The organism is Listeria sp. MAN/IMW/UF555, assembly GCF_058684075.1.
On the sequence record NZ_JBZWZS010000002.1, the window covers coordinates 222631 to 236133 of the forward strand.

Below are 13503 nucleotides of genomic sequence, written 5' to 3' on the forward strand. Positions count from 1 at the left end.
TTTCACCTACTTATTTTAATAAACCTGTAAATGCTCCTAAAATACCAATACCAGCAATTAAAAGCAGAATCCAATGCGCTTTTAGACCTTTTTTATCTAACCAAAAGATAAAGAAAGTGAAGCCGAGTGCGAGTATGCCTGGAACAATTCCATCAAAAACGCTTTGGATTGTAACAGCCTCATCGCCAGAACCGAATTTCATTGGCATATTAATTGTTACCATCGTGGCGACCATAGCTCCCACTACACCAAGACCTATGATAGAAGCGCCGTATGACAGTTTATCCATCAAACCAGTCTTTTGAATTTTTTCAATAAAATTAGCTCCAATGTTATAACCGATGAATAATCCATAATAACGTGTCAGAATAGCTGGAATATTGAAAATAAGAAGGAACAAAATCGGTCCTAATATATTACCTTGAAGCGCAAGTGAGGTCCCAATACCTGTTGCAATTACGCGTAAAGTTCCCCAGAAAAACGAATCACCAATTCCGCTTAACGGTCCCATTAAAGCTACTTTTATATTATTGATAGAATCAGTGTCAAAATCATTATCTTTCGCTGATTGTTCTTCCATCGCAATCGAAATTCCGAGTGGAAAAGTGGAAAGCCAAGGTGTTACATTATAAAATTCTAAATGTCTCTGATAAGAAGAAATTCGTTTGTCTTTATCATTTTTAAAAATTTTATTTAAAGCTGGTAACATGGAAAAGCCGTAACCTAAGTTGGATTGCCGTTCATAGTTCCATGACCATTCCATTGTGAACGAACGCCAGAAAACTTTCATTAAGTCTTTTTTTGTTAATACATCAGAATTCTTCATCTTCATAGTTAATACCTCCATCATTCGCAAGTGCTGGCTCTGTATTATTGTTCGTTGGTCCATTGTCGTTTTTTAATGTTGCATAACCTGTTAAAATTAGTGCTAAACAAGCTCCGAAAATCGCTACTCCAGTTACAGGTACTTTCAAGTAAACAGCTAAAGCAAATCCAAATACGAAAAATACTGCATTCTTCTTGTTGACCATTAATTTTAGTAGCAAAGCAAAACCGTATGCTGGTAGTAAACCTGTCGCGATACCTAGGCCGGCTATAACAAAGGCTGGAATGGCATCAAGTACGTTTTGAATCACTGGACTTCCAACTAAATAGGACGTTGCAACAATGATACCGATTGGTAAGTTAATTGATAAAAACCCACCTAGTAATTGCATTCGGCTAATCCCTCTTGAATTTCCCTCGAGTGCGTATTTATCTGCTTTATGAACAAAGTATGGTAGTACGAAAATAAAGCATAGATTTTTTACGACAAGTACTAAAGAGGCGATTGGAATACCAAGTGCTAATGCTACGGCTGTACTTTCACCAGTTGCAATTGCAAAGGCAGTCCCTAAAATACTTCCTGAAATAATCTCTGGAGGAATAGATGCTCCGATAGAAAAAGATCCTACAAAAGCTAATTCCAAAGTTGCTCCCATAATAATCCCCATTTGTACATCGCCCATGATGAGGCCGGCGAGCGTACAAGTCACAAGTGGTCTTGATAGCATCGATGAACCAAATAAATATTCTCCATTTGCAAGCATTGCTGCAAGTGCAAGCAAAATCGCTGTTCCAAACTGTTCCATAATTTATCCCTTCTTTCGTCTTTTATGCTTCAAAGGTTACTTTTTTCTCATTTGGCACTTGTTGCATAAATACATCAATTTTTTCTTTTTGAAGCTCTGTTAGTTTTTCTACTTCTTCAGGGGTTAAATTGACTGCTTTCGAATAATTAGATGTCCCTTCTCGTTGTTTAGTTCCGCCGAGATTTAGCATCGGGATTTTTCCGTTTGTGCCTTGAATTAGTTTGTAAGCGTCTTCAACAGATTCCACGACAATAAGTAAATTATACTTATCAGTCACTCCTGAATTAATTGAGTCAATACTTTCAGCGATACTTTTCATTACTAGTTTTGCGGCCTCGGGTTTAGCTAAACGGATTGCCGACTTGCGAAAATCGTCCGCTGCTACCCCATCATTTGCCACTAAAATTGTATTTACATCTAAAGCATTGAACCAAGATACCGCAACTTGCCCATGTAGTAAACGATGGTCTACTCTTAGAAATTGAATCATTTTTTCTTCCTCCTTATTGTTAGTTAAAATCAACTACATATTTGGTTGACTCAGCATCTTCATAATGATATTGGATGGCAATTGGCATGTCATTTTCCGCATAAAAAACGCTGCTTAATTTAAAAACAGGATCATTTTCATTTAAATGCATATTTTTGATTTGCTCATTCCCAGCTAAAATAAGTTGAAGTTCCTGCTCAAGCTCAAATAATTTATATTTACCTGAATTAACAAGCTCTATAATATTAATAATTTGAAAATCCTTTGCTTGTAAATCAGGGTATAAACTTAGTGGTAAAATTAAGCGATCTAGTGTGACACCGTGCTCGCTTTTTTGTACAAACTTAATGGAGTAAACTAACTCATTTTCTTTCATTCCGAATATTTCTGCGTAAAATTTCCCAGCTTTACGAATGTAAAAGTCTTTAATGTCTTTCTTTAAATTTTCATTGGTATCATTTTTCATAACACCTGTCATTTCTAAAATATTTTGCGCGGTTAATTTCGGTTGCACGTAAAGTCCTACTCCATTTTTACGCACGACGAGACCTTCCTCCACTAATAAATCTACCGCGCGACGGATTGTGGTTCGGCTACTGGAATAAATTTCTTGCAGCGCAGTTTCGTTTGGCATAAGCATTCCCGTTTTATATTCATCACGATTAATACTATCTTTTATTTTCGAAGCAATTACTTCAAATAGTGGTTTTTTAGCTGCCATGTTCACTCGTCCTCCAAGTAATCAAATATATTTTTCGCATTAATTTTGTATTTGATTTGATTACCGATTAGATATTGTTTGCTGTACTCAAACGGTTCATCATTTTGGTCAAATGCTTTACTCACAACTTCAAAAAGCGGGGTGTTTAGGGGTACCTTCAAAGCTTCTGCCAGTTTTTCGTTTGCGGATACAAAACGTAATTCTTCGCGGCCATAAGTAGGTTTAATACCAAATTTTCCTTCTAAAACATTGTAGAGCGAGGAATTATTTAAATCAATTTTCTCAATTCCAGAAAATCTAGCGCAGTCTACAAATGAAATCTCATAAGAAAACGGCTTTTCTGCAACGATTCTTCGCCGAACTAGTTTAAATACAGGCTTATCTTCATCAAGTGTCAAAAAGCGATTTACTTTATCTACCCCTTCAACTACTTCTTGAGATAATACCTCGACTCTTTGCTCGCCAGGAAGTTGACTACTCATGGAATTCATTTTCAAAATGTTGATTGTTTGCTTTTGGTTAATTTCGATGCCTTTACGGTTTCTTTTTTGGATTACTGCTTCTTTTTCGAGCGTATCAAGTGATCTTCTAAGTGTGGTTCGGCTGACACCTAGTTCATTCTCAAGGGCTCGTTCTGATGGGAAGCTTGTTTCTCCTACTGCTACTTTTTCTTGAATAAGCTGTCTTAATTGTTCTTCACTTTGCACAGCTGGCGATAAGTCCTTATACTCCATGTCTCCACCTCTTATTTTAAAATCGTCTATAACATTTAAGTTTATAAAAGATACAGCTTTAACTATTTTTAATACCACTTTATTGTAAACGGTTGCAAATTATTTGTCAATAGCCTTTTCCATAAAAAAGCACGAGTTAGTTGTTTCTAACTCATGCTCCATATTTTTATTTGCTTGTAGGGAGGGCGCCAACGACTGGATGCGGGATATATAGTTCTTCTAAATAATTAACTTCCGCTTCCGTTAATTTAATATCCAGCGCTCCAATTGCGCTTTCCAAATGACTTTCTTTTTGAGCACCGATAATTGGTGAAGTGATTTCATCTTTATTTAACAACCACGCTAAAGCAATTTTATCTCGTGATACTTCATGTTCTAGAGCAAGTTCAGCTACGCGTTCAATAATTCCTTTATCCGAATTCATCATGCCGTCGTATTTAGATTTTTGAATTGGGTCTGTTTCTGAACGATTAGTTGTTTCTGCAAAATCACGCGTTAACCGACCTGATGCTAGTGGGCTGTAAGGTGTAATCGCGATTTTTTCATCCCGGCAAAATGGAATCATTTCTCGTTCTTCTTCTCGGTAAATCATGTTGTAATGGTTCTGCATGGAAACGAATTTTGTCCACCCATTTCTTTCTGCGACGCGTTGTGCTTTTTGGAACTGCCAAGCGTACATCGCACTTGCACCGATATAGCGTGCTTTACCCGACTTAACGACATCATGTAAAGCTTCCATTGTTTCCTCGATTGGGGTATTTTCATCAAAGCGGTGAATGATATATAAATCAACATAATCTGTTTCTAAGCGTTTTAAACTATGGTCAATTTCACTTAAAATTGTTTTTCTAGATAAACCGCCACTATTCGGACGATCAGGGCGCATCGTTTGGTGTACTTTTGTGGCTAAGACAATATCATCTCGGTTAGCATAATCTTTGAGTGCTCGGCCAACAATTTTTTCACTTTCGCCGTAAGAATAAATATTTGCAGTATCAAAGAAGTTAATGCCCAGATCAAGCGCTTTTTTTATAATTGGTCGGCTATTCGCTTCATCCAAAACCCATTTGTGGATCCATTTATCTTTGTCGCCAAAGCCCATTGTTCCTAAACAAATTTTCGAAACATCCATCCCAGTATTGCCAAATTTCACATATTCCATTGAAAACCCTCCTAGTTAATTTCTAGTACTATTACAGCATATACCTTGAAGCTCACTCCAAGTCAACCTTTAACTAAAAAAATCTCCCGGAAAGTCCGAGAGATTTTTTGCTTTTTAATAAAATTGGTCTGGTAGTAATGTTTCACCGAGTTTAATGTTGTCGCGGTAATCAATTGGAATATCTACAACGACTGGGCCTTCTGTTTCAAGCGCTTCTTTTAATACGTCACTAAGTTCTGATGGTTTAGTTACACGAAGTCCTTTTGCACCGAAGCTTTCGGCGAATTTAACAATATCGACGTCGCCAAAACGAACAGCTGCTTCTTTGCCGTATTTCATTTTTTGTTGGAAAGCGACCATGTCATAGCTTCCGTCATTCCACACAAGATGCACTAATGGAGCACGCAAGCGGACAGCTGTTTCTAATTCCATTGCTGAAAACAGGAAGCCACCATCGCCTGAAATAGATACGACTTTTTCGCCTGGATGCACAAGTGTAGCTGCAATCCCCCAAGGAAGAGCGACACCAAGCGTTTGCATACCATTACTAAATAATAAACGGCGTGGTTCATAAGAACGGAAGTGACGCGCCATCCAAATGTAGTGCGAGCCAACATCGACTGTCACAGTTACATTATCATCAATCGCCGAACGAAGCGTTTGAATGACAGATAACGGATGCACCCGATTTGTTTCATCACTTTCTGGTGGTACATCTCTTTCTTCTAATTGCGCATGAAGTTCTTTTAAAGTTTCAAGTTCTTTATCAGCTAATTCCAAACCACTAAATTTCGCATTAACACGATCTAATGTAAGAGCAATGTTTCCGACTAATTCGGTCACTGGTTGATAATAATGGTCAATATCAGCACGGATGTCATCTAAATGTACAATCGTTCTATCGCCTGAAGCATTCCAAGCTTTCGGATCGTATTCAATTGGATCGTAACCTACTGTAATAACTAAATCGGCTTTATTTAGCAAAATATCACCTGGTTGATTGCGGAAGAGACCGACACGTCCAAAGAAGTTATCTTCTAAATCACGTGAAATTACTCCTGCTGCTTGGAAAGTTTCTACTACTGGGATACTTGTTTTTTGCAGTAAACGACGAATGGCGCCTGTTACTTCTGGACTTGAGGCACGCATACCTAATAACAATACTGGTAATTTCGCTTTTTTCAAACGAGCAACTAATTTAGCGACTTGTTCTTTAGAAGCTGGTCCATTTTCTGGTTTAGCAAGTGGACGAATTGCTTTTACAGGTACGTTTGGTTCGTTCACAATATCTTGTGGTAAACTTACGAAAGCCGCGCCTTGGTTCGGTTCTGCCGCTGAACGAAATGCGTTAGTGATTGCTTCTGGAATACTTTCAGCGTGAACTACTTCTTCGCTATATTTTGTAATCGGACGGAAAAGTGCAGCGTTATCCATCGATTGGTGGGTTCTTTTTAGACGATCTTGTCTAGTTACGTTCCCCGCAATCGCGACTACAGGATCCCCTTCTGCTGTTGCGGTTGCAAGTCCTGTTGCAAGGTTCGAAGCTCCAGGTCCACTAGTTACAAGCACAACACCAGGTTTACCAGTTAAACGACCGATAGCTGCAGCCATAAAAGCAGCATTTTGCTCATGACGGCTAACGATTAATTCTGGCCCGCGCTCTTCCATTACATCGAAAACTTTATCAATTTTCGCACCCGGAATACCGAAAACATGCGTCACTCCTTGATTAATTAAACTATCAACAACTAAGTCTGCCCCTGATTTACCTTTTGTTTGGTCTTTTTCATGCTTTTCCATCTTTATCATCCTTTTGTTATATAAATTATTTATATTTAAGTAGTACAGATTATAATAAAATCTCATTCACAAGACTAATTATACTACTCAAAAGAATTATTGCAAGATTACTGACTCAAAAACTGTTATATAATTACATAAAAACTGTTATATAAAAATGAAAGAACTTAGTCAAACTAAGCCCTTTCCGTTTCTTATTCTTGCGAGGCGCGGTATTCGTCGTATTGTTTTTGCATTTCTTTCATTACTTTTTTCATACCTGCATCATTTAATTTAGCTTTGAATTTCTCGGTGTATTCTACTGGATCGACTGTTCCGGTTAGAAGCGCTGGAGCAAATTCATTACAAACATTTGTAATTGAAGCGATTTCTGTTCTTACTTTTGATGAGTCAAAATAGAAACCTAAGCCCGGTGATGCTACTGATTTTTTATTAAATGTTTTAAATTGATCCCATTTATCGGCTGGTTCATCTTCATATAATTTAAGGATAAAGTGATTTCCTAGTGCATAAGTTGGCATGCTATAACGTTCCACACGTGCTGGTAAATCTTGAATTTTGCCATCATCTAACTCTTTATAATGAGTGCCTTCAATTCCTTTATCAACCAAATTACGTAAATATTCATCTGTGTTCAGTAAATCAAGGAATTTCACTGCTTCTTCAGGATGTTGACTTGTCACGGATACAGCTTGAATTGCACCTGTAACAGAGTTATTTTTAATGATTGGTGTTTCTGCAATTGGTTGTGTGACTACTTTATATTTCCCGCCTGTATTTTTATCCCAAATGTTTTCTGCGTATGGTTGGTATTTCTCAATACGCACAAACCAGTTTTCTTTATCGTAAGACCATGGATCAGTTGAAGTGGCAATATCTTTAGTAACATAACCTTTTTGGTAGAAGCTATGAAGCGATTTTAAGGTTTCTAATGTATCTGGTTGTTCATAGAAGTTAACGATTTTACCAGTATCTTCGTATTGATTCACGGCAAAAGGAAGCGGCACAGCGTTATCGATTAAATAATCATATGAAAATGCTGGTTTAAAATCTTTGTTCCCGCCAATTGGTGTGATGCTAGGTTCGTTTTCTTTAATGGTTTTTAGCATTGGTTCTAAATCGCTGAAGTTTTTTACTTTCGATATGTCCATTTTATATTTATCTACTAGATTTTTATTGAAAACATAGACTTGTTGTTCGCCGACTTCTTTGTTGGAAGGTACACCGTAAATATTCCCGTCAATCGTTGCTCCTTCCCAAAGAACTTCATTTAATTCAGCTTTCATTTTCTTGCCTTCTTTATCTAGGTATTTATTTAGTGGCAAGAATGCGCCTTTTTGCGAATAAGAAACGAATTCTCCTGCTGCTGAATAAGCAATATCAAAGTTTTCTCCGGAGTTAATAACTGTTTGCATCCGTTTGCCGTAGTCACCCCAGTCAATTTGTGTCATTTCTACTTTGACGCCAATTTTTTCTTCAGTATATTTATTTACTTCTTTCATTACTTCTTCCGTGTCTTTTTGTGGTGTCCCAATCATGTACCATTTCAGTGTCGGAACTTCATTTGCATCAGCTTTCTCATCGCTTCCGCACGCACCTAAAACTAGTAGCAAGCAAAGTGATGCGATGATTACTCCCCATTTCTTTTTCATTAAATTCCCTCCATCTTTTTATTCTTTTACGCCGCCAATTGTGAGTCCACTAATGAAGTATTTTTGGAAAAACGGATAGGTAATCGCGATTGGTAAAGTTGAAATAACAACCATCGCCATTTTTGCCCCGTCTTGAGGAATGGACTTAAATGCGCCGGCAGTATAAGCAATTTCTGAGTTTTGCCGCATAAATTCTAAATTGTTTTCAATTTTCATAAGCAGAGATTGTAATGGAACTAAATTTGGATTATCAATATAAAGTGATGCTTGGAACCAGTCATTCCAGTAACCGAGCGTAGAGAAAAGCGCGATTGTCGCAAGTCCTGGTAAGGAAAGTGGCACAACCATTTGTAAAAAGATCCTTAGTTCCCCAGCGCCCTCAATCCGCGCCGCTTCAAGGATTGGTTCCGGAATCGACCGTAAGAAAAATGTACGCATAATCATAATGTAAAAAGCATTCATTGCTAGTGGTAAAATCATTGCCCAAATACTATTTCGTAAGTGCAAGAATTGTGTCATAACGATATATGCTGGCACCATCCCGCCACTAAATAGCATCGTGAAGAAGGCAATAAATGTAAATTGACGGCGATACTTAAATTGTGGTCTGGATATTGCATAAGAATAAAGAGCAATCATTGCAACACTACACACAGTACCTATAACTGTAACTAAAATCGTGATGCCATATGATTGTAAAAGCTGACCTTTCATCTTCCATAAATATTCGTACGCTTCCATGCTCCACTCTTTCGGTATTAGTTGAAAGCCATTTGCCGCCAGAGATGTTTCACTCGAAAAAGAAATAACAATAATATATAAAAATGGAAAAATACAGATGAGCGCTAAGAAAGCGAGCATAACATTCATCGCCACATTCATCTTTTTGCCAAAACCGATAATATCTTTTGCCGGCTTGTTTTTTGCTGGTTTTTCCATTTCGCCTCGCACTTGTTCTATTTCACTCACTGCTTCAAGCTGTTCTGCCAAAGCGACTCGCCTCCTTTTTTAAAATAAGCCATATTCTGGGTTTATTTTTTTCACGATGTAGTTAGTGAGTAACACTAGAATAAAGCCGACAATCGACTGATAGAAACCAGCTGCCGCACTCATACTCATATCACCGAGCGACGTTAAGCCTCGGTATACATATGTATCAATAACATCCGTCACCGGATAAAGTGGCCCTGAATTTCGCGGTAATTGATAAAATAACCCGAAATCCGAATTAAAAATCTTCCCGACATTCAAAATCGTTAAAATAACCATCAGTGGTGTTAGTGCTGGAATCGTTACATGTCTAATTTGTTGCCATTTACCAGCGCCGTCAATCATTGCGGCCTCGTAGTAAGTTCGGTCAATTCCAGCTATTGCAGCAAGGTAGACAATACTTCCATAGCCAAGCCCTTTCCAGACATTCATCATGATTAAAATAAACGGCCAATACTTCGGATCGTTATACCATGAAACAGGATCTTGCCCGAATGCGAGTAAAATATTGTTCATCAGTCCGCTATCTTCACTTAAAAAGCTGAATAAGAAATAACTCACAACAACCCATGATAAGAAATGCGGGAAAAGCATTCCTGTTTGATAAATTTTTGCTCCTCGTTTATTTAGTAAGCTGTTAAAGACAATCGCAAGTGCCACGCCAAGAAACAGCCCAACAATAATAAATACTAAATTATAAAGGACGGTGTTTCGGGTAATAATAAAAGCGTCGTTTGTTTGGAATAGGAATTTAAAATTTTCAAGCCCCACCCAGTCGCTATTCATAATACTGGATAAAAATCCTTTCCCATCAATCTTGTAATCTTTGAACGCAATAACTGTACCAAACATTGGTAAGTATGAGAAAACCAGAAACCATAGAAGGCCCGGAAGTACCATTAATAGCCAAATCCGATTAGCTCGAATTTGTGATAAAACTTTTTTCAATCCATCCACCCCTCTTTTTTGTAAGTGCTTTCAACATCTTTAGTTTATCGTTTTTAAGGGTGTTAAAATAGTTGCGGATGTTTAGATTTATAGACAAATATTAGAAATAATTTTATTGATGGATTTTCCGGTAACGATTTGGTGTTTCGCCAGTATGTTTTTTAAACTGTCTATAGAAATAGGCCATATCTGTATAGCCGGATTTCCCAGCAATAATCGTTAAATTATCTTTTGTTTGCAGCAACTCTTCTTTCGCATAGTTTACTCGGTAGCGATTTAAATAATCCGTAAAATGCTCACCCATTTCTTTTTGGAAAAGTTGCCCAAGATAGACTGCATTAATGTGGAAATCGTTGCCAAGCGTTTTTAAGGACATGCCTTCTGAAAAATGTTCGGTAATATACGACAATACATTTTGGATAATAGGACTTTTCGATTCATCGGTTTGTTTTTTACGATTGTAATAACGAATCGCATAGGTGAGTGTTGCTTCTTCAAGCCCCTCAATACTTGTTTCTCCTGCGATTCGTCCCATTGACTCGCTTAATTCTTTAGGGTCTGATTCCGCCATCATCACGAGCATTTCATTCAAAATATGGAGCATTTGATGCGGATCGCTTTCTAATTTATGATCGTTCCATTCTTTAAAAAAGTTGTTAATCCATGCTTTGATTTCTTTTTCATTATTCATTACGAGTAGTTTTGCAAGTTGATGTTGTTTTCTTTTTGGTCGCCAAGTGTGTTTCGTTCGTTTTTGGTAGGCAATCAAGCTACCAGACTCTTTTACAAGCCGTTCTGGAAGTAATCTTGTCAGTTGTCGGAATGCTTGCGGATACATCATTTCCCCTTGTACTTTTTCGCTAACAAAGATATAAAAAGCTTCGTTTGAAATACTTTGCTTTACATCTTGATGGATCGCTAAAATTTGTTCGGATATAGAGGTTTGTTCGGTTATTCCTAAGATGATTTCATTTTCTGGAGTAAGTAGCATAAATGGATAGGTGCGCCGGTAGTGTTCAGAAAGCTTTTTCCATTCAGCCATGTCGGTTTCTTTCGTTGGTTGAATCCGGATGAGGACGGCGCTCTCGTTTTGATTTAAAGTCATATCGTATAACGCAAGTCGCTCTTCCCATTCTTCTTTATTAATTCGTAAATTTAGCCAGCGCCAAATCGTATTGTCCCGTAAAATGTAGTACGCTTCTTCCCTTGGTACGACATTATCTGTCACTTGTTTTTTCTCTATTTGTACGAATGTTTCTTTTAATTCTTGTTCGTTTAAAGGTTTTAATAAATAATTTTCGATTCCCGCTGAAAGTCCACGTTTTATATAATGAAAATCTTCAAACCCAGAAAGAACGACGGTTTTAGTAGTCGGTTGGCGTTTTTTCCATGCATCGATTAATTCTAAACCATTCATCACAGGCATTTCTATATCTGTTAAAAGGACATCCACTTCTTGATCCGCAAATAACTCTAAGGCTAGTGCGCCATTTTTGGCTGTCCCGACAATTTCAATGTTTTGCTCAAACTCTGGAATAATGCTTTCTAAACCTTTAAGGATAAGGGGTTCGTCGTCTACTAGTACTATTTTTAGCATCACTTTTCTCCTCCCGTATTTTGAGGTACTTGAAATAGAATGATCGTACCTTCATTTGGCTTACTTGTAATCGTTAATGAGTAAGCTTCACCATATAAAAGTTGCAGTCGTTTGTTTAAATTAGCTAGGCCGATGTGGCTTGTTTCGGCTTTACTTTCAATCGTCGCTTGCACTTCATTTAATCTTTCCTCGTCCATTCCTTTGCCATTATCTTTTATTTGAAATTGTAAATTGTTATTTTCCGCCGTGACCGTAATAGTAACTACTGGATGTTGGTTTTCTTTATAGGCATATTTGAAAAAATTCTCAATGAGCGGCTGCAAGGCAAATCGTGGAATATGGGTATGATTAAAACGTTTTTCAATATAGAATTCTAGCTTAATCGGCTGTTCATGGCGCATTTCCATAAAACGAACATATTGTTTTACATAATTGATTTCTTCGCCTAAAGTCGTGATTTCGCGGTGGTTAGCAGTATAGCGTAGTAACGTCGCAAGTTGGTAAATCATATCACTTGTTTCTTTTGCTCCTTCTACGCGCGCATTCATTCTAATTGCTTCTAAAGAATTATAAAGAAAATGAGGTTGCATTTGTCCTTGAAGCGCTTTCAACCTTGCTTTTTGTTCTTCCATTTCAAGGCTATAGACCTTCTTCACATAAGCGTCGAGATTTTCAGTCATATGGTTAAATCGCTCACTAATCATCGTCAGTTCATCCCCGTTATTATCGACAGGTAGTTTTGCATCAAGCGTTCCATTTTCCACTCGGTTCATCCCACCAATAATTGTCAAAATCCGCTTGGAGTAGCGCCTGCTTATTACAAAATTAACGCTAATAGAAAAAATAACGAGTAACAAACCAATCCCAAATAAAGTTAACTCGATTAATGGCGCGCTATCATCCGTGACACGATATAAAAATGTATTATTTTTTAAGCCAGTAGTTTCATCCTCTGTTTTTTGAAAGTATATTTTCTTATTATCTACATTCATCCAGCCTTGTTTTTCGGGTGGGGTTATTTGTTTTGCAGGATGATTGGAATATAACTCGGCCCCTTTTGTATTATTTATTTGGAAAATCGAGTTTTTATAATCTTTCGTAATCCATTTGTTTAAAAAGGTTGGATCAATATAAAGTAATAGATAGCCCATTTGTTTTAATGTACTCGGATCGTTAATCGGCTGTTTCACGACAATTTTATTTTCTATCGTATAAAAATTTCCTTGTTTCGATGCTTGACTGGCAATATTTTCTTCACCATATGTATCAACAGTTTCTTTCCATTCACGGTAACGACTCGGGAATGTATAGGAGTAGCTCCCGTCATCTGAAATAAGCTGCAATGCAATAATATCTTCATCATACGAAAAATAAGACTGTAAATAGGTTTGCATATCTACAGAATAAAAATTTTTACTTTTAAAATAGTTGTCGATATTTTGCTCAGTGTAGCTACCGTAATCATTCGTCATCGCGATTTGAACATCTTGCATCAAATCACTATTGCGGTAAATATCTTGGGTTAAACTAATTAACGCCTTTTGCTTTTCAGTTAAAGCTTCCAACTGCTTGCTGGCGATGGTTTCTGCGCGCTGAAGATTTGTATCTAGCTGAATATTGGTATAGTACTTATAAATGAAAAAAAGTAACAAGCTCACGGTAAAAAGACTTGTTAAAGAAAAAATTAATAACATCCTTTTAAAAACGCGCTTACGTGGTAATTCTTGTGTCATTCTAATTCATTGCCCCCTTTTCCTTTCTGATTATTGCATACTATC

General features: G+C 37.2%; 12 protein-coding genes. All 12 read right to left on the bottom strand.

Annotated elements, in window-relative coordinates; translation table 11 throughout:
* Window positions 1–10: 10 nt before the first annotated feature.
* Entirely contained in the window at window positions 11–832 is an 822-nt protein-coding gene (locus AC4PG8_RS08240) for a PTS system mannose/fructose/sorbose family transporter subunit IID (protein WP_010991755.1), read from the bottom strand.
* A complete protein-coding gene (locus AC4PG8_RS08245) occupies window positions 813–1631 on the bottom strand; it encodes a PTS mannose/fructose/sorbose/N-acetylgalactosamine transporter subunit IIC (RefSeq protein ID WP_010991756.1) in 819 nt (272 codons plus the stop codon). The genes AC4PG8_RS08240 and AC4PG8_RS08245 overlap by 20 nt, the downstream gene beginning before the upstream one ends.
* Before the next feature lie 22 nt (window positions 1632–1653).
* Window positions 1654–2121, bottom strand: a complete 468-nt coding sequence (locus AC4PG8_RS08250; RefSeq protein WP_003767690.1) for a PTS sugar transporter subunit IIB — start codon at window positions 2119–2121, stop codon at window positions 1654–1656.
* 19 nt (window positions 2122–2140) lie between these two features.
* A complete protein-coding gene (locus tag AC4PG8_RS08255) occupies window positions 2141–2842 on the bottom strand; it encodes a GntR family transcriptional regulator (protein WP_185540747.1) in 702 nt (233 codons plus the stop codon).
* A gap of 2 nt (window positions 2843–2844) precedes the next feature.
* Window positions 2845–3576: a GntR family transcriptional regulator gene (locus tag AC4PG8_RS08260; RefSeq protein WP_185510714.1), complete on the bottom strand. Its 732-nt coding sequence runs from the start codon at window positions 3574–3576 to the stop codon at window positions 2845–2847.
* A 166-nt stretch (window positions 3577–3742) separates the two neighbouring features.
* Window positions 3743–4738, bottom strand: coding sequence for an aldo/keto reductase (locus AC4PG8_RS08265; protein ID WP_185482261.1), 996 nt, complete (start codon window positions 4736–4738; stop codon window positions 3743–3745).
* Between the two features lie 114 nt (window positions 4739–4852).
* Window positions 4853–6547, bottom strand: a complete 1695-nt coding sequence (gene alsS, locus AC4PG8_RS08270; protein ID WP_492170246.1) for an acetolactate synthase AlsS — start codon at window positions 6545–6547, stop codon at window positions 4853–4855.
* Window positions 6548–6732: 185 nt separating this feature from the next.
* On the bottom strand, window positions 6733–8190 hold the full coding sequence (locus AC4PG8_RS08275) for an ABC transporter substrate-binding protein (protein ID WP_033532881.1): 1458 nt from the start codon (window positions 8188–8190) through the stop codon (window positions 6733–6735).
* An 18-nt stretch (window positions 8191–8208) separates the two neighbouring features.
* Window positions 8209–9180, bottom strand: coding sequence for a carbohydrate ABC transporter permease (locus tag AC4PG8_RS08280; protein ID WP_003767695.1), 972 nt, complete (start codon window positions 9178–9180; stop codon window positions 8209–8211).
* A gap of 18 nt (window positions 9181–9198) precedes the next feature.
* Window positions 9199–10128 (bottom strand): ABC transporter permease, encoded by a 930-nt coding sequence (locus tag AC4PG8_RS08285; protein WP_010991761.1) that lies wholly within the window; start codon window positions 10126–10128, stop codon window positions 9199–9201.
* Between the two features lie 112 nt (window positions 10129–10240).
* Window positions 10241–11725 carry a response regulator transcription factor gene (locus AC4PG8_RS08290; protein ID WP_492170247.1) on the bottom strand — a complete coding sequence of 495 codons (1485 nt, stop codon included), beginning with the start codon at window positions 11723–11725 and terminating at the stop codon, window positions 10241–10243.
* A complete protein-coding gene (locus tag AC4PG8_RS08295) occupies window positions 11725–13464 on the bottom strand; it encodes a sensor histidine kinase (RefSeq protein WP_492170303.1) in 1740 nt (579 codons plus the stop codon). Before AC4PG8_RS08295 ends, AC4PG8_RS08290 begins: the two co-directional genes overlap by 1 nt.
* Window positions 13465–13503 lie beyond the last annotated feature (39 nt).